The sequence below is a fragment of the Rhodococcus sp. 077-4 genome, assembly GCF_047782425.1.
In the GTDB taxonomy this organism is placed as follows: domain Bacteria; phylum Actinomycetota; class Actinomycetes; order Mycobacteriales; family Mycobacteriaceae; genus Rhodococcoides.
In genome coordinates this window covers 18422-35117 of the sequence record NZ_JAJPWC010000005.1, presented here as the reverse complement: position 1 = coordinate 35117, position 16696 = coordinate 18422, and the positions used below count along the sequence as shown (strand labels likewise).

The following is a 16696-nucleotide window of genomic DNA, read 5'->3' as shown; positions in this document are numbered from 1 at the left end:
GTGCGGGGTTCGGTGCGAGCCTCGCTCAGCCTTCGACCCGCTTCTTCAATTCCTTGAGTGCAGTGTCGGTGATGACCTTCTCTGCCTTGCGCTTGAACAGACCGATCATCGGGATGTTCAGGTCGACGGTCAGCTCGTACGTGACGTCGGTGCCGCCGCCGGTCTCGCGCAGAGAGTACGAGCCGTTCTGGGACTTCTGCATCTCACCCGACACGAGATTCCACGACACCGAGTTGCCGTCGGCCGCCCAGTCGTATTCGAGCTCGTAGGTGTCTTTCACCATCCCCGCGTCCAGCACGAATTTGACGCGCTTGCCACGGCCGTTCTCGTCGACTTCGAGCACCTCGACGGATTTCGCGGCCGACACCCATGTGGGGTACGCGTCGAAATCGGCGATGACGTCCATGACCCGGCTCGGTGGGGCTTCGACGACGATCGACCTCTGGGTTTTCTCCGCCATGACTACTCGTCCGCTTCCTCTCGGGTACTTCGATGCGCTTCGCTGGCTCTACGGTGCCGCGAACTCGCGGCAGACCTATCACACACGATCGATCCGCCGACGCACAATGCGAACCGGCCGACCGTACCGCGCGGTTCAATCGCCAGCTGAACTCGACGCTACGTGGTGGGGTGCCTCACCTGCAGACCGCCCGGCCTCGAGCTCCCGTTTCAATTCGAAGGTCATGGCACGTCCGGCCACCCGGCGCGCGTGCTGGTGCGCCCCCGAGTCGACGTCTCCTGCGGGTTCGGCATGCAAGAAGTAATGAACGATCACGCCGTCGAGTGCGGGCTCGAGCCACAGCTCCATCGTGCCGACGACGCCGCCCCGCACGGCCCAGCGGATCCCCTTCTCACCCCGGTCCTCGGTGATCGTGAGATTCAGATCCGGCCACCACCGACGCCACCGCTCGGGCGATGCGAACGCCTGCGCCACCCGCTCCCCGGGGGCGGCAACGAAGGTCTGATCCGCAACTTGAATACTGCTCATCGACAGAGCTTCACATATCGCACCCGGGGCCGTGCGCGTCCCCTCTTCCCGGGTCACTCCCGCAGGCTCCACTCGAGGCGTGTTTCGACGCCGAGAACCCGGGTCTACAGTATCTGTGAAGCCGAGCTGTCGACTTTCGTTCTCCCCGTTCTATCCGGAGGTAATCCCGTGCGCGAGTTCACCGTCGCCGCAAAATACGACATCGCGGACACCGACTCGGCCGTCGATTCCGTCTTCGACCGTGCCCGCACCACGCCGGACGCTGCGGTGTTCCGCCGCCAGGTCGACGGACAGTGGATCGACGTCACTGCCGCCGAGTTCGAGCAACTCGTCACGGGCGTGGCGAGGGGACTGATCGCAGCAGGCATCGAGCAGGGCGATCGTGTCGCCCTGATGTCGTCGACGCGTTTCGAGTGGTCGCTCATCGACTACGCGATCTGGGCCGCGGGAGGCGTGACCGTCCCGATCTACGAAACGTCCTCTGCCGGACAGGTGGAGTGGATCCTCGAGGACGCCCAGCCGGTTCTGCTGATCCTCGAAAACGATGCACACGTGCAGGAGACGAAGTCCGTTGTGGCAGCTGCGCCGTCGGTGCGGCAGACGTTCGTCGTCGAGAACCCGTCGGGCACGGACTCATCCGGCAAAGACGCCGTGCAGGCATTGATCGACGGCGGTTCCGAGATCACCGAAGACCGAGTGCACCAACGGGTTTCGGCACTCGTCTCGTCCGACCCGGCAACGTTGATCTACACCTCGGGCACCACCGGTCGCCCCAAGGGCGTCCAACTGACCCACGCCAATCTGCTCGCCGAATCGCTCGGCATTCGCGAGACCTCGCTGAAATCGCTGATGAGACAGGGTCGCAGCACCCTGATGTTCCTTCCACTGGCGCACGTCCTCGCCCGCGCAGTGTCCATCGCATCGTTCGACGCCGGAGTCACGATCGGCCACACCAGCGACATCCCGAACCTCGTGGCGACATTCGGCACCTTCCAACCCGACTTCATCCTCTCGGTACCCCGAGTGTTCGAGAAGGTCTTCAACACCGCCAAGCAGAAGGCTCACGCCGACGGAAAAGGCAAGATCTTCGACCTCGCCACCGAATGCGCGGTGGCGTGGAGTGAGGCACAGGACACCGGCGGACCCGGAATAGTGTTGCGCGCCAAGCACACCGTGTTCGACAAGCTGGTCTACGGCAAGCTGCGGGCCGCGCTCGGCGGCAAGTGCGAGCTGGCCATCTCCGGCGGCGCGCCACTCGGTGCACGTCTCGGCCACTTCTACCGGGGCATCGGCGTGACGATCTACGAGGGCTACGGACTGACCGAAACCACGGCGGCATTCGCCGTCAACACCATCGGATTCCAACGTGTGGGCAGCGTCGGTCGCCCACTACCCGGCAACACCGTGCGCATCGCCGAGGACGGAGAGATACAACTCCGCGGACCGGTCGTGTTCGACGGCTACTGGCGCAACGAGGACGCGACCGCAGAGTCGCTGGACGACGGCTGGTTCCGCACCGGAGATCTGGGCTCTGTCGACGACGACGGATACATCACGATCTCGGGTCGCAAGAAGGAGCTGATCGTCACCGCAGGCGGCAAGAACGTCTCACCGGCCGGCCTCGAAGATCAGCTCCGTGCGGGTGCCCTGATCAGTCAGGCCGTCGTCGTGGGCGATCAGAAGCCCTTCATCGGCGCGCTCATCACCCTCGACCCGGACGCGTTCGATCGGTGGAAGTCCGCGCACGGCAAGGATTCCGACGCCACCGCTGCGGATCTGCAGACGGACCCCGATCTCGTCGCCGAGATCGATGCTGCAGTCGCCGATGCGAACAAGTCCGTCTCGCACGCGGAGTCGATCAAGAAGTATCGGCTGCTCCCCCACGACTTCTCCGAGGAAAGCGGCGAATTGACGCCCACGATGAAGCTCAAGCGCAATGTGATCACCGCCGCATATGCAGACGAGATCGAGTCGATCTACGCCCGTTAGGCGAACCGCTGCGCGGTGCAGAACGTCAGATCAGCGACCGCAACTTCTCGGTCAACACATCCCAGCGCCATTCTGCGTCCACCCACGCGCGGCCGGCGTTGCCCATGTGCGTGGCCAGCGTGCGATCGGACAGGATTCTCACGATCGCGTCGGTGATGTCCGAGACCGACGTGCCGTCGACGACGAGGCCGGTCTTGTTGTGCTGCACCGCTTCCGGCGCGCCTCCGGACATACCGGCGACGACGGGCACACCGCAGGACGAGGCTTCGAGGTAGACGATTCCGAGTCCTTCGACGTCGAGACCCGCGCCACGGGTGCGACTCGGCATCGCAAAGACGTCGGCGATGGTGTGGTGGGCAGCGAGTTCTGCGGACGGCACAGTGCCGGTGAACACCACGTGCTCGTCCATCCCGGTGGATCGGACGAGCTCGCGCAGCGTCTTCTCGTACGGCCCACCGCCGACGATCACCAGAACCGCGCCGTCGACGGCCCGGCGGATTCCCGGGAGCGCACGGATCAAGAAGTCCTGCCCCTTGCGAGGCACCAGCCGGGACAGGCACAGAACGGTGGGCCGATCACCGAGGCCGTAGCGCGCGCGCAGTTCCGCTCGCGCGGCGTCGTCGGGCACGAATCGATCGGTATCGACACCGGGCGGCAGATGCTCGAGTGCGGCGGACGGCCCGAACGCCGAGCTGAAGCGACCCCGCGTGTACTTGCTGACGTAGGTCACCACGTCGGTGTTCTCACCGATAGTGCGTAATGTCGCACGCCCGCCCGGCACCATCGACCAGCCGACCTCGTGACCGTGCGTACTTGCCACGATGCGATCCGCACCGGCCTGACGCAGGTACGACGACATCACTGCCAGCGGAGCCGACGCTCCGAACCACACCGAATCGCAACCTCGCGATTTCACAATTTTCGCTGCTCGGCGCGCCACGAGTGGAGTCGGCAACATCAGCGTCGTCGGATGCCTGATCACCTCGAACGGCTGCCGAGCATCGAACTTCTCGTGTGAATCTCCGCGCCACCGTGGCGCGTAGACCACGAGCTCGTCGGCCGGCAGCTGTGAGGCGAAGCTGTGCAGATAGGACTGGATACCGCCCGGCCGAGGAGGAAAGTCGTTCGTCACGAGCAGAGTACGACGCATGGCCCAACCGTAGCGCCCCCACTCAACGGGCCCGAGCGGCCACCCAATCGCCCCATGAGGCGACGAACCGGTCGCGGTCCAACCCGAGTACCGACGCGAACGCAGAGTCTGCGGAGCCCTCGGACGCGAGCGCCTCGTACAGTCTGCGCAGCGTCGACTCCCCGAAACGATCGGCCACGAACGCGAACACCGACCAGGCCGACTCGTAGGCCACGCTGGACCGGGCACCACCGGAACCGAAATCCTCGTCCTTCGGCAGCACCGTCGGCGGCCCACCGGCGGCCACGATTGCAGCCAGAGTGGGAGCAAGTTGCGCGAAATCGGCACCGGAATTGCGATATCCGGAATAGTCGGCGAACCCCTCCGACACCCACAACGCCGTACCGTCCGCCGTCCGCGCTCTCGCGGCCACATGCGTCAACTCGTGCCGCAGAACCGAGCGAACGGTGAACGGCGTCAACCGCGACGCGGCATCGGGACCGAACACCACCCGCTGACCCGTCGGACGCGAGCCGTCCCCGGCCACTGCGTCGGACACCGTCACCGCCGCGACGTCGATCGGTGGAGTCGACCCCGTCAGTTCGGCGAACTCCGCCGCGGAGGACGCGACGAAGACCAGCCCGTCTCGCGCCCAGTCGGTTCCCCAGAACTCGGTGACGGCAGCGGTCGCCGATGGCAGCTCTGCCGCCACCTCCGCGACGAATTGCTCCCGGTCCGGATGACCGACAACCACCGAGGTCACGGCTGCGGTGGGCACCGAGCGCACCGCCACAGGCCCGAAATCCCATGGGCCACGCCAGGTGTGACGTCGATACTCGGGCAGGTCCGCGTCGTCGACCAGCCGCCATCGACCGTCCCGCTCGGCCACGACGAGTGAGACCGGCCGACGCGTCGGCGATGCGTCCGGTCCGGTGACCGCATACCGCAGATACACCGACGGTGCCCAGACGTCGGCGGCTGCCAATCCTTCGGCGATCGGCGGCGGAACCGGGGTTTCGGGCTCGTCCCCCAGTTCGTAGTCGAAATCGGCAAACGGAACGCCGGGAACCACCGCGGCCCGGCGCACCTGCGCCTCGACGAAGCCCGGGTCGGCCTGTGGATCCATCAGCGCGCGCACTCCGTCGACGTCGCCGGTCCGTACCGCACGGGCCCACTGCTCGACGAGCACGGTCACATCGGCGCGGCGCTGCTGATCGTAGGTCGGTGGCGGCCGGCCGACGGAAGCGTCGGTGGACACCGCGTCGGACGGACCTTCAGTGCTGTCGAATCGATGGATCAGGCCGACCGAAAGGGCAACCACAGCGACGAGAACGACCACGAGCCAACGCAACCGCGGCGATGCGGCGAGACCACGCAAACCTGGTGTCTGGTTCGAGCCGGTCATACAGGCGTCAGTCGATCACCGAGGCGCACCTCAGTATCGACGCGCACCGTAGTACGGGAACGATGCCATCGACTGCACCTTCACGGGAACACCGAAGGTGGACGCGTGCAGCACGTTTCCGTTTCCGGCATAGATGCCGACGTGTGAGATGTCCGGATAGAACAACACCACATCTCCCGGCTGCAGATCCTTCTGGTCCACGGGAGTTCCGCCTGCCGCCTGCGCCTGACTCGACCGCGGCAGCGTTTTGCCCACCTGCTTGTACGCCCACACGACCAGCCCCGAGCAGTCGAAGCCGTCCGGGCCGGTTGCGCCCCAGACGTACGGCTTGCCGATCTGCGTCAGGCCGGCCTGCAACGCGCTTGCACCCGATCCCGGCGTCAGGTTCTGCAGGATCGTCGTGGGATCGAAGCCCTCGGGCAAAGTCGAGCCGGCCAGAGCCAGCTGATCGGAGGACGACAGAGCGCTGTACGCGGCCGTCACCTCGGCGATCTGCCCCTGCAGCTCGCTCTGTTTGGCCTGGAGGTCATCGCTGACGGCCTTTGCCTGTTCGGCGGCTACGCGTGCCTGATCGGCGGCCGTCGCTGCCGCCTGCTCGGCCGCTACGGCGTCCGAGCTCGCCTGCTTGAACCGTGCAACCTGATCGGCGGTCTCCGCCGAGATCACATCCAGTGCCGACATCTGGTCGAGCAATTGCTGGGGCGAGTCGCTGACCATGACGGCGAACAGTCGGTTGGTCCGGGCGCCCTGATAATTGACGTTGGCTACCTTGTCCATCGCGGGCTTGAGCTGGGTCAATTGCGCCTGCGCTGCATCGAGAGCCGCACGGCTGCTGTCGACGGCGACCTGAGCGTCGAGTTGCTGCCGGTTCTTGGCGTCGAGCTCGATCTGAGCGTTGTGCAGAGCTTCGGTGGTCTGCTCGGATTCACGGGAGAGCTCGGACAGCTTGGCCTGCGCGTCCGATGCCGAATCGAATCCCGGTTGCGCAATCGCCGTCGTCGTCGGTACGACCGCGATGGATACGGCCAGAGTGACAGCAACCGCAGCGTCACGGGCCAGCCGCAACGCTCGGGTAGATCTCGATATCGCCACGGAAAGCGACTCTCCGTCCTCGCAGATGTTGCCCCGATCGGGGCAACGGATTGAAAAGTGGATCGAAACGAACCATACCCATGCTCTTGCGGGCACGGACGTGAACACGGTCCGAAATCGAGGGAGGTTCCAGGTGACAGGTCACGAAGTAAACCTCGACCAGGTCTCGATCAGATTACGAACTGGACGCCCGGCTGTCCACCGGACCGGCGTGTCGCGCACTGTGTCCCGCAAACGCCGACAGGGCCGAGCCGGAGAACGGCTCGACCCTGTCGGTCGGTCACAGCGAACGTCGGTCGCTCGAATCAGTAACGACGAGCACCGTCGAACGGCATCGACGCCAGCGGCGCAACCTTGACCGGCACGCCGGACGTGGATGCATGCACGACATTGCCGTTGCCGACGTAGATGCCCGAATGCGAGCCGTCGTAGAACGAGACGACGTCACCGGGAGCAAGGCTGTCGGCCGACACCGGGGTACCTGCGGCCGCCTGGTCGTAGCTCGTGCGGGGCAAGCTGATGCCGGCCTGCTTGTATGCCCACTGAACGAGGCCCGAGCAGTCGAACGAGTCCGGACCCGAAGCGCCGTACACGTACGGTGCACCGATCTTGGACTCGGCAGCCTGAACGGCCTTCGCTGCCGGGGTGACCTGGGGGGACAACGGCGCACCCGGTGCAGGCGCACCCGGAAGGGTGAGGGGAGGGAGGCCCGGGATGTCAGGAATCTCGAAGGTTCCGACGCCGGGAATGGTGAGGGGGGCCGCCATTGCGGGTGCAGCGGGAAGAATGACCACGCCTGCCGTGAGCGCTCCGGCTACGAGAACTCGCCGCAATGATCGGTTGGAAAGTTGTGACGCCACGAAAGATGGTGCTCCGTTTCTTCCTATCGTCCGCCGACCGAGTTAGCTGACGGGTTCGGGCTGGGAAGAGCAGCCCTACCCACCGGCCACCGTGCGGTGGCTCAGCGGGATTCACCCCAGTAGATATCGGGTTCCCGGTACGAACACTCTCGCGAGTGAACGATTAGGCGGTGACTTGCGACGCCACTCCGGTTTGGATTGGCGAGACTCCGCAAGGTCTCAGGAAGGTTACGAAATGGCATACCCCCGTGTCGACCCCAACGCGCCGAGGCGGGCAGATTCGGCTCGTTTCGCGCTAGCCGGCACGCTGATCCTCGGGTGTGTCACGACTCGGTAACAACGGAACCTCGGCGGTCTCGTCGTCGTTCACCACGAGCTTGAGCGCAGGTACCAGCCCGACATCGGCGAGCACCCCCATCGCGCCGAGTTCCTCCTGCTCGAGGGTGATGCGGGACGGCGGTCCGACCCATCTCCCATCCGATCTCGACGGCATCCCCGGAGCCCCGAGAAGGACCGTCACGACGCAGTCCGCGCAGGCGATGTCGCGGACCAGGCAGTCACTGCAGTCGATGATCATGTGATCCTTGTCTCTTTATGGTTTCCGGCGCCCGAATCGGCCCGTCGAGCGAAAGATAGCGTCGGCCTCCGACAGGTTTCGTGACGCGGCCCCGCCGGAACGCAACACGACCACGTTCGACGGCGCGGTGGCCGAACTTGTCGGAGGTCGGCCCTAACGTCGTCGCGGTGAGCCTGCCCATCCAGCTGACGTTCGACGAACTCGACACCCCACTGCACGAGACCACATTCGTCGTCGTCGACCTCGAGACCACCGGCGGCAGCGCCGACACCGAGGCCATCACCGAGATCGGGGCAGTCAAGGTCCGTGGTGGCGAGATCCTCGGCGAGTTCGCCACCCTGATCGATCCGGGCAGGTCGATTCCGCCGTACATCGTGGAGCTGACCGGCATCACGTCGGCGATGCTCATCGGCGCTCCGCGGATCGAGCGAGTACTGCCCGGGTTTCTCGAATTCGCGCGGGGCTCGGTGCTGGTGGCCCACAACGCCGGCTTCGACACCGGGTTTCTCAAGGCCGCCGCCAGTCGCCTCGATATCGCCTGGCCGCGGTTTCAGGTGCTGTGCACGGTCAAGTTGGCTCGCCGAGTCCTCACGCGTGACGAGGCACCTTCGGTGAAGCTGTCTGCGCTGTCCACCTTGTTCAGATCCGGCACCAGGCCCACGCACCGTGCGCTCGGCGACGCCCGAGCCACCGTGGACGTCCTGCACGGTTTGATCGAGCGCGTGGGCAATCAGGGCGTCCACAGCTATGCCGAATTGGTCGACTACCTGCCCGCAGTGTCGGCCGGCCAACGCGCGAAACGCGGGCTGGCTGCGCACTTGCCGGGCACGCCCGGTGTCTATCTGTTTCGCGGGCCGTCCGACGAGGTGCTGTACGTCGGAACCTCCAACAACCTCAAACGGCGCGTGCGCAACTACTTCACCGGTTCGGAGACCAGGGGCCGAATGAAGGAAATGGTGTCCCTGGCCACTCGCGTCGATCACGTCGAGTGTGCGCACGCGCTCGAAGCCGGTGTACGGGAGCTGCGTCTGCTCTCGGCTCACATCCCGCCGTACAACCGCCGCTCCAAGTTTCCCAGGAAAGGGTGGTGGATCACCCTGACCGACGAGGCGTTTCCTCGCCTGTCGATCGTCCGGACGCCTGCACCGAACAGCCTCGGACCGTTCTCGGTCCGCGGAGATGCCGCGGAGGCCGCTGCGCTCGTCGCAGAGTTCTGTCGCCTACGCACATGCACCCGACGCCTGGCCCGCTCGGTTCGACACGGCGACGATTGCCCGGCAACCGACGTCGGAGGCTGCCCAGCGGCGCTGTCCGGCCCTTTGACGGCCGACGAGTACTCGGACGCTCCGACGCAATTCCTCGCGCTCGTGTGCGGGCAGGACGACGCCGTTCTCTATTCGATGCGCCGCCGTGTATCCGAACTGGCGGACAAGGAGCTGTACGAAACCGCCGCTCGTCTACGCGACCGAATAGCGATCACCGTGGACGCACTCCGCAGGATGCATCGATCTGCCGCAGTCGCTGCGATCGCCGAGCTCGTAGCCGCGCGCCGGACGGCCGACGGTGGGTGGGAGCTGATCGTGGTTCGCTTCGGCCGTTTGGCCGGAGCTGCCGTCGCGCCGCGGGGTGTGCACCCGATGCCTGTCGTCGATGCCATCACCGCGTCGGCCGAGACGGTTCTGCCCGATACGACGCCGCTGCGAGGGGCACCCCCGGAGGAAGTCGGACTGATTGCGTCGTGGCTGCGCACCGATGGGGTACGGATCGTGCGGACGAGCAGTGGGTACTGCAGCCCGGCGCGGTCGGCAGGGTCGTGGGAGTCGTGGTGTCGGACGGCGAAGGAAGCAGCTCGCCAGGAATGGAGCCCGCGGAACGACTCGTAGGGGGCTCGGCAACTAGGGTCTAGGGGTCGCTCGCGCTCTATGCCGAGCTCGAGATGCGTGAGGAGCACAGATGATCAATGCCATCGTTCTGATCGACGCCGAGGCCGACTTGATTCCGGAGGCGGCGCAGGCCGTTGCCGATGTCGACGGGGTGTCGGAGGTGTATTCCTGTGCCGGGGATGTCGATTTGATCGCCATCGTCAAGGTTCGCGATCATGCGTCGATCGCCGAGGTCATCACCAAGCGCATCAATCGCGTGCGGGGTGTACGCAGCACCACCACTCACATTGCGTTCCAGTCGTATTCGAGTGCCGATGTGGATGCGGGATTTTCGATCGGCGAGTAGTCGAAGTCTGCTCAGCCGACGAGCTCGGTGGTGCATCGAGCCCAGTCGGCGAGCAACCGCGCTGCTGCTCCTGAATCGACGGCCGTTGCAGCAGTGGACAATCCGGCTTCGATCCGAGCGGTGAGGTCACCGGACACTCCGTGGTGTGCCGCGAGTGCTGCGGCCGCGTTGAGGAGTACGGCGTCGCGGACCGGACCGCGTTCGCCGGCGAATACTCGGTGCGCCACGGCGGCGTTGAACTCGGCGTCGCCGCCTCTGAGGGCTTCGATGGGCGCTCGGGCCATCCCGTAGTCCAGTGGATCAATCGACTCGACGGTGACCGAACCGCCGGACACCACGTGCACGGTGGTGGTGGTGGACAGGGTGATCTCGTCGAGGCCGTCGTCGCCGCGCACGACGAGCACCGAGCTGCCACGGGCCGCGAACACGTCGGCGACCACCGGGACCAGGTTCTCGAAAGCGCAACCGATCAGGCCTGCGCGTGGGCGGCCAGGGTTGGTCAATGGGCCCAGCACGTTGAAGACCGTCGGGATGCCGATTTCCTTGCGTGGTGCGGCGGCGAAGCGCAGTGCAGGGTGGTGGATCGGCGCGAAGCAGAACCCGATGCCGACCTGTTCGACGCTCGACGCGACCGCGTCGGCTCCCAGAGTCACACGGACACCCAACGCTTCGAGGACGTCGGTCGTGCCGCTCTTGGACGACGCCGCGCGGTTGCCGTGCTTGACCACACGAACACCGCTGGCGGCGACGACGACCGCGGCCATGGTGGAGATGTTGACGGTGTCGGCTCCGTCCCCTCCGGTGCCCACGATGTCGACGGCATCGGTGTCGGTCTGCACCAGCACTGCATGCGCGAGCATCGATTCGGCGAGACCGTTCACCTCCGCCGGCGTCGGCCCCTTCATCTTGAGGGCCACTCCGAAGGCGGCAATCTGGGCGGCTGTCGCGTTGTCGGCCATGATCTCGTCCATGACCCAGCCCGTGTCGGCGCTGGACAGGTCGGTATGTGTCGTCAACGCGCCGAGAATGCGACGCCAGGTTCGCGGCTGCTCGTTGCTCGTCGCTGCAGTCATGGTGGTTCTGCCGTGCCCTTCTGCCGTCGATGCACTCGGTGCCGTGGAAGCTTAGCCAGACGCCGCGTCGGCCTGCGCGGGCTGCAACGCGTCCCACCCGAGCACGACTCCCCCTCGACGCTGAGCGAGGCCCGCCATCCGCGAACGTTCCTGCGAGCAGTGCAGCGCGTCCAGCACCTGCACGCGTTGCAGCACCAGATGAACGCCGTCGTCCACCTGTGGGCGGTAACCGCTGCTGTCCGGTAATTCGACGTCCGGGCCCACTTCGTAGGTGTCCTGGGCAGCAACTGCTGCGGCGTCCTCGACATGCTCGGAGGGCAAGAGGAGATGATGCCGGAGCACCACGTCCGCAGATTCCGTCCACACGGGCTGGATCTTCGCCGCCTCGTCGAGCACCGCCGAGCACGCCTGTGCGTCGTCGAAGCAACTCGCCACTATCACCAAGTCCTCGCGCGTGGGGTCCAGACGCTCTGCCGTCGATCGTGAGAACAGCCTTCGAAACCATCCACCGCCGGTGCTCTTTGCCATGAGGCCAGCCTTGCACGACTGGACCCTACCGGCCCGTACATAGGCGTCGACCTGGGCGGGAACAAGGACGCATTCGGATTCGTTCCGACGCGACGCGCCAAGAGCGGACCCGGATATGCCTTCCGTACTACGACGGGTCATACTTCTTTCTGTGACGAGCGCTGTAGGGACTCAAGGATCGGCAATCACCCAACGCGTGCACTCGCTGAACCGTCCCAATATGGTCAGCGTCGGCACGATCGTGTGGCTGTCGAGTGAACTCATGTTCTTCGCCGGGCTGTTTGCGATGTACTTCGTCGCGCGCGCCCAGGCGAACGGAAATTGGCCGCCGGAACCGACCGAACTCAACCTCGGTCTCGCGGTTCCGGTGACGGCTGTGCTGATTGCATCGTCGTTCACGTGTCAGCTGGGCGTCTTCGCCGCTGAGCGTGGCGACGTCTTCGGCCTCCGTCGGTGGTACACCATCACGTTGGCCATGGGCGCGTTCTTCGTAGCCGGCCAGGCGTACGAGTACTACCACCTGGTCCACGAGGGCACGACGCTGTCGAGCAGCGTGTACGGCTCGGTCTTCTACATCACGACCGGCTTCCACGGACTGCACGTGATCGGCGGACTCATTGCCTTCGTCTTCCTCATCACCAGAACCCTGGTCAGTAAGTTCACGCCCGCGCAGGCCACCGCCGCCATCGTCGTTTCGTACTACTGGCACTTCGTCGACATCGTCTGGATTGCCCTCTTCGCAACGATCTACTTCATCCGCTAGTGACAGTCAGCACGCCACAGATAACGAGCGAACGGATTCAGCCCCCGACGTTCGGTCCGTCCCGACACGACAAGGGATAGAAGATGAGTTCATCTCCCCCAGCAGCATCCGACGACAACGCCGCCTCCAAGGCGAGACGGCAGCGTAAGACGCGTCGACGCATCACCGGCGCTCTCGTTCTGATGATGGGCCTTCTGAGCGCCGGTTTCCTCGCCTCGGCCCTGACGCCTGCCCCGCAGGTCGCGACCGCCGATACCGATTCGGCAGCGCTGATCCGCGAGGGCAAGCAGCTCTACGACACGTCTTGCGTCACGTGCCATGGTGCAAACCTCCAAGGTGTCCAGGATCGTGGACCGAGCCTGATCGGCGTCGGCGAGGCCGCTGTCTACTTCCAGGTGTCGAGTGGCCGTATGCCCGCCGTTCGTAACGAGGCACAGGCGTTGCGCAAGCCGCCGAAGTTCGATGACAAGCAGACCGACGCCCTCGGTGCCTACATCCAGGCCAACGGCGGCGGACCCACCGTCATTCTGGACGAGAACGGCGAGGTCGCTCAGGAATCACTGGTCGGTGACGACATTGCACGTGGCAGTGAGCTCTTCCGCTTGAACTGCGCCTCCTGCCACAACTTCACCGGACAGGGCGGTGCCCTCTCCTCCGGAAAGTTCGCACCGGATCTCGGGCCTGCCAACGAGCAGCAGATCTACACCGCGATGGTCACGGGTCCGCAGAACATGCCGAAGTTCTCCGATCGTCAGCTGACGATCGAGGAGAAGTCGGACATCATCGCGTACGTCAAGTCGGCTCAGGAAACGAAGGCCGCGGGCGGTTGGGGCCTCGCAGGCTTCGGTCCCGGTACCGAAGCAATCGCCCTGTGGGTTGTCGGAATCGCCGCTGTGGTCGGCGCAACATTGTGGATCGGAGCTAGATCATGAGCGACGGCGATTCCGGTCGTAAGGACGCCGACAACACCGACGGCAAAGATGCCGGCGGTGTGAATCCCGAGAAGAAGTACTCCGACGAGGAGCTCGCGGCACTCAGTCGAGACGAACTGGTCGAACTCGGCACCAACCTCGACGGCGTCGACGTTGCATTCCGTCGCAACCGCTGGGCCGTGGAGGGCACTCGCGCCGAAAAGCGCGCCGAGCGCAGCGTGGCCGTCTGGTTCGCCATCGCAGGCATCTCGGCTGTCGCCTTCATCGGTATCTATCTGTTCTGGCCTTGGCAGTACGCCGGGATCGGCGACGAGAACTACCACCTGTACTCGCTGTACACGCCGTTGATCGGCGGCACGATGGGTCTGGCGATTCTGGCGGTCGGCGTCGGTGCGGTGCAGTTCACCAAGAAGTTCATCCCCGAAGAGGTCTCCATCCAGGACCGTCACGACGGAAGTTCGTCGGAGACGGACCGCAAGACGTTGGTGGCCGAGCTGGGCGACTCGCTCGACACGTCGACCATCGGCCGACGCAAGGTCATCAAGCGTTCGCTCTTCTTCGGCGGTGGCGCACTCGGAATCATGGCACTTCTCCCCCTCGGCGGTTTGATCAAGAACCCGTGGGCCAAGGGCGAAGATTCTCCGTTGTGGGTATCCGGCTGGACTCCTCGCTACGATGGAGAAACCATCTACCTCCGACGAGACACCGGGCGACCGGAAGACGTCGTTCTCGTTCGGCCCGAGGACTTGGACGCTGGTGCCATGGAAACTGTTTTCCCGTTCCGCGAATCAGACCGCGAGAGCGAGCACGAACTGCTCACGTCTCTCCGCGGTATCCGTAACGCAGTCATGCTCATCCGCCTACGCACCGAAGACGCCAATACGGTCGTCAAGCGCAAGGGCCAGGAGAGCTACAACTACGGCGATTACTACGCCTACTCCAAGATCTGTACGCACCTGGGTTGCCCGACATCGTTGTTCGAGCAGCAGACCAACCGCATTCTCTGCCCTTGCCATCAGTCGCAGTTCAACGCGCTCGAGTACGCCAAGCCGATCTTCGGACCGGCTGCGCGCGCGCTGCCTCAGCTTCCCATCACCGTCAACGAGGAGGGATACCTAGTGGCACAAGCAGATTTCCACGAAGCACTGGGCCCCGCCTTCTGGGAACGTCGTCCGGAGCGTGATTCATGAGTCCTTCATTGCAAGCCCTCGCCGCCAAGCAGGCAGACGACGTAGACAGTCGTTACCACCTGGCACCGGGACTGCGCCGCCAGATCAACAAGGTGTTCCCCACCCACTGGTCGTTCCTGCTCGGTGAGATCGCGCTGTACAGCTTCGTCATCCTGCTGATCTCCGGCGTGTTCCTCACCCTCTTCTTCGACCCCTCGCTCAGCGAGGTCGTCTACCAGGGTGCATATACCCCGCTCAACGGCGTGACCATGTCGCGTGCGTACGCCACCGCTCTCGACATCTCGTTCGAGGTTCGCGGCGGTCTGTTCATGCGCCAGATTCACCACTGGGCAGCCCTGATGTTCGCCGCATCGATCATCGTGCACATGGCGCGCATCTTCTTCACCGGCGCATTCCGTCGCCCGCGTGAGGCCAACTGGGTCATCGGCTGCTTGCTGCTGATCCTGGCGATGTTCGAGGGCTTCTTCGGATACTCGCTTCCTGACGACCTGCTCTCGGGCACCGGTCTTCGTGCAGCCTTCTCCGGCATCACGATGAGCATTCCGATCGTCGGTACATGGCTGCACTGGCTGGTGTTCGACGGTGACTTCCCCGGCACGATCATCATTCCGCGGCTGTACGTGGCCCACGTACTGCTGCTGCCCGCGATCATCCTCGCGCTGATCGCAGCTCACCTGGCACTCGTCTGGTATCAGAAGCACACGCAGTTCCCCGGACCGGGCCGCACCGAACAGAATGTCGTCGGCGTTCGTATCCTTCCGGTGTTCGCAGTCAAGTCCGGTGCGTTCTTCGCCGTGACGTTCGGTGTGCTGGCGGCAATGGGCGGTCTGCTCCAGGTCAACCCGATCTGGGCTCTGGGACCGTACAACCCGTCTCAGGTCTCCGCCGGTTCTCAGCCCGACTTCTACATGATGTGGACCGACGGTCTGGCTCGCCTGTGGCCCGCGTGGGACATCTACATCGCAGGTCGGTACACCATTCCGGCCGTGTTCTGGGTGGCAGTGATCATGGGCCTCGTGTTCACGGTCATGATCGCCTACCCGTGGATCGAGAAGCGCCTCACCGGAGACACTGCTCACCACAACTTGCTTCAGCGTCCCCGCGACGTGCCGGTCCGTACCGCCATCGGTGCGATGTCCATCGCGTTCTACGTCGTCCTGACGCTCTCCTGCGTCAACGACCTGATCGCGTACAAGTTCGACATCTCGCTCAACGCCATGACGTGGATCGGTCGCATCGGCGTCCTGATTCTTCCGCCGATCGCGTACTTCGTTGCCTACCGATTCTGCATCGGCCTGCAGCGCAGCGATCGGGCAGTGCTCGAGCACGGTATCGAAACCGGAATCATCAAGCGTCTTCCGCACGGCCAGTACGTGGAAATCCACCAGCCGCTCGGACCGGTCGACGATCACGGGCACCCGATTCCCCTCGATTACCAGGGCGCGCCGGTTCCCAAGAAGATGAACAAGCTCGGCTCGGCAGGAAAGCCCGGCTCGGGATCGCTGTTCACACCGGATCCGGTGGCACAGAGCAAGGCTCTGGAAGATGCTCTCCACAATGGTGAGCACGAGCAGCTCGCAATGCTCCGCAACTACCAGGCGGGCATTCACGGCAACGGCCACTCGAACGGCAACGGCCACTCGAACGGCAACGGCCATGCCAACGGCAACGGTCACTCGAACGGCAACGGCATCCATGCAGACGAGGACGCTGCCATCACTTCGGGTCGACAGGACACCGACAGCGAACGCTGATATCTGACAGCACCGAAGAGGGCGGCACCGGTAACGGTGTCGCCCTCTTCGTTTGTCTGCGAACCGTCATTCAGGTTCGATTTGCGGGTGAGTCCCGGCTGCCATGCGACTCCCATCCGCGACGCTCTGCGAAGCCTCTCCCCTCCCCCACCCCGGGGTGTCCCGAGTCCTGCCGGGATCGACTGCC

Annotated in this window: 16 protein-coding genes and 1 riboswitch; of the genes, 7 read left to right on the top strand and 9 right to left on the bottom strand. The window is 64.8% G+C overall.

Annotated features, from left to right (window positions below):
- Positions 1 to 25: 25 nt before the first annotated feature.
- Entirely contained in the window at positions 26 to 460 is a 435-nt protein-coding gene (locus ACNEOT_RS22105) for an SRPBCC family protein (protein WP_415976760.1), read from the bottom strand.
- 135 nt (positions 461 to 595) lie between these two features.
- Complete coding sequence (locus tag ACNEOT_RS22100) at positions 596 to 988, bottom strand: polyketide cyclase / dehydrase and lipid transport (RefSeq protein ID WP_415976759.1); 393 nt, start codon at positions 986 to 988, stop codon at positions 596 to 598.
- A 168-nt stretch (positions 989 to 1156) separates the two neighbouring features.
- On the opposite strand from ACNEOT_RS22100, the gene ACNEOT_RS22095 reads away from it, so the two are divergent.
- Positions 1157 to 2977 carry an AMP-dependent synthetase/ligase gene (locus ACNEOT_RS22095; RefSeq protein WP_415976758.1) on the top strand — a complete coding sequence of 607 codons (1821 nt, stop codon included), beginning with the start codon at positions 1157 to 1159 and terminating at the stop codon, positions 2975 to 2977.
- Positions 2978 to 3002: 25 nt separating this feature from the next.
- Here ACNEOT_RS22095 and ACNEOT_RS22090 read toward each other — a convergent pair whose 3' ends face one another.
- From ACNEOT_RS22090 to ACNEOT_RS22070, 5 genes are all read right to left on the bottom strand, one after another.
- A complete protein-coding gene (locus ACNEOT_RS22090; RefSeq protein WP_415976757.1) occupies positions 3003 to 4127 on the bottom strand; it encodes a glycosyltransferase family 4 protein in 1125 nt (374 codons plus the stop codon).
- A 22-nt stretch (positions 4128 to 4149) separates the two neighbouring features.
- Positions 4150 to 5511: a hypothetical protein gene (locus tag ACNEOT_RS22085; RefSeq protein WP_415976756.1), complete on the bottom strand. Its 1362-nt coding sequence runs from the start codon at positions 5509 to 5511 to the stop codon at positions 4150 to 4152.
- Between the two features lie 30 nt (positions 5512 to 5541).
- Complete coding sequence (locus tag ACNEOT_RS22080; RefSeq protein WP_415976755.1) at positions 5542 to 6603, bottom strand: NlpC/P60 family protein; 1062 nt, start codon at positions 6601 to 6603, stop codon at positions 5542 to 5544.
- Positions 6604 to 6908: 305 nt separating this feature from the next.
- Positions 6909 to 7463 carry a C40 family peptidase gene (locus tag ACNEOT_RS22075; RefSeq protein ID WP_415976754.1) on the bottom strand — a complete coding sequence of 185 codons (555 nt, stop codon included), beginning with the start codon at positions 7461 to 7463 and terminating at the stop codon, positions 6909 to 6911.
- Positions 7464 to 7481: 18 nt separating this feature from the next.
- Positions 7482 to 7643, bottom strand: a riboswitch (cyclic di-AMP (ydaO/yuaA leader).
- 115 nt (positions 7644 to 7758) lie between these two features.
- Entirely contained in the window at positions 7759 to 8040 is a 282-nt protein-coding gene (locus tag ACNEOT_RS22070; protein WP_415976753.1) for a hypothetical protein, read from the bottom strand.
- Positions 8041 to 8207: 167 nt separating this feature from the next.
- On the opposite strand from ACNEOT_RS22070, the gene ACNEOT_RS22065 reads away from it, so the two are divergent.
- Together ACNEOT_RS22065 and ACNEOT_RS22060 are read left to right on the top strand one after the other, a co-directional pair.
- Positions 8208 to 9923 carry a DEDD exonuclease domain-containing protein gene (locus tag ACNEOT_RS22065; RefSeq protein WP_415976752.1) on the top strand — a complete coding sequence of 572 codons (1716 nt, stop codon included), beginning with the start codon at positions 8208 to 8210 and terminating at the stop codon, positions 9921 to 9923.
- 70 nt (positions 9924 to 9993) lie between these two features.
- Positions 9994 to 10269 carry an Lrp/AsnC family transcriptional regulator gene (locus ACNEOT_RS22060; protein WP_415976751.1) on the top strand — a complete coding sequence of 92 codons (276 nt, stop codon included), beginning with the start codon at positions 9994 to 9996 and terminating at the stop codon, positions 10267 to 10269.
- Positions 10270 to 10280: 11 nt separating this feature from the next.
- Here ACNEOT_RS22060 and trpD read toward each other — a convergent pair whose 3' ends face one another.
- The gene (trpD, locus tag ACNEOT_RS22055) at positions 10281 to 11342 is read right to left on the bottom strand and encodes an anthranilate phosphoribosyltransferase (protein WP_415976750.1); all 1062 of its coding nucleotides are present in this window, start codon (positions 11340 to 11342) and stop codon (positions 10281 to 10283) included.
- A gap of 51 nt (positions 11343 to 11393) precedes the next feature.
- Positions 11394 to 11870 (bottom strand): hypothetical protein, encoded by a 477-nt coding sequence (locus ACNEOT_RS22050; RefSeq protein WP_415976749.1) that lies wholly within the window; start codon positions 11868 to 11870, stop codon positions 11394 to 11396.
- A gap of 151 nt (positions 11871 to 12021) precedes the next feature.
- On the opposite strand from ACNEOT_RS22050, the gene ACNEOT_RS22045 reads away from it, so the two are divergent.
- The 4 genes from ACNEOT_RS22045 to ACNEOT_RS22030 all read left to right on the top strand — a co-directional run bounded on the left by ACNEOT_RS22045 (position 12022) and on the right by ACNEOT_RS22030 (position 16509).
- Positions 12022 to 12633 carry a cytochrome c oxidase subunit 3 gene (locus ACNEOT_RS22045; protein WP_415976748.1) on the top strand — a complete coding sequence of 204 codons (612 nt, stop codon included), beginning with the start codon at positions 12022 to 12024 and terminating at the stop codon, positions 12631 to 12633.
- Positions 12634 to 12716: 83 nt separating this feature from the next.
- The gene (locus tag ACNEOT_RS22040; protein ID WP_415976747.1) at positions 12717 to 13565 is read left to right on the top strand and encodes a c-type cytochrome; all 849 of its coding nucleotides are present in this window, start codon (positions 12717 to 12719) and stop codon (positions 13563 to 13565) included.
- The gene (locus tag ACNEOT_RS22035; RefSeq protein ID WP_415976746.1) at positions 13562 to 14755 is read left to right on the top strand and encodes a ubiquinol-cytochrome c reductase iron-sulfur subunit; all 1194 of its coding nucleotides are present in this window, start codon (positions 13562 to 13564) and stop codon (positions 14753 to 14755) included. Before ACNEOT_RS22040 ends, ACNEOT_RS22035 begins: the two co-directional genes overlap by 4 nt.
- Positions 14752 to 16509 (top strand): cytochrome b, encoded by a 1758-nt coding sequence (locus ACNEOT_RS22030; RefSeq protein WP_415976745.1) that lies wholly within the window; start codon positions 14752 to 14754, stop codon positions 16507 to 16509. The genes ACNEOT_RS22035 and ACNEOT_RS22030 overlap by 4 nt, the downstream gene beginning before the upstream one ends.
- Positions 16510 to 16696: the final 187 nt, after the last annotated feature.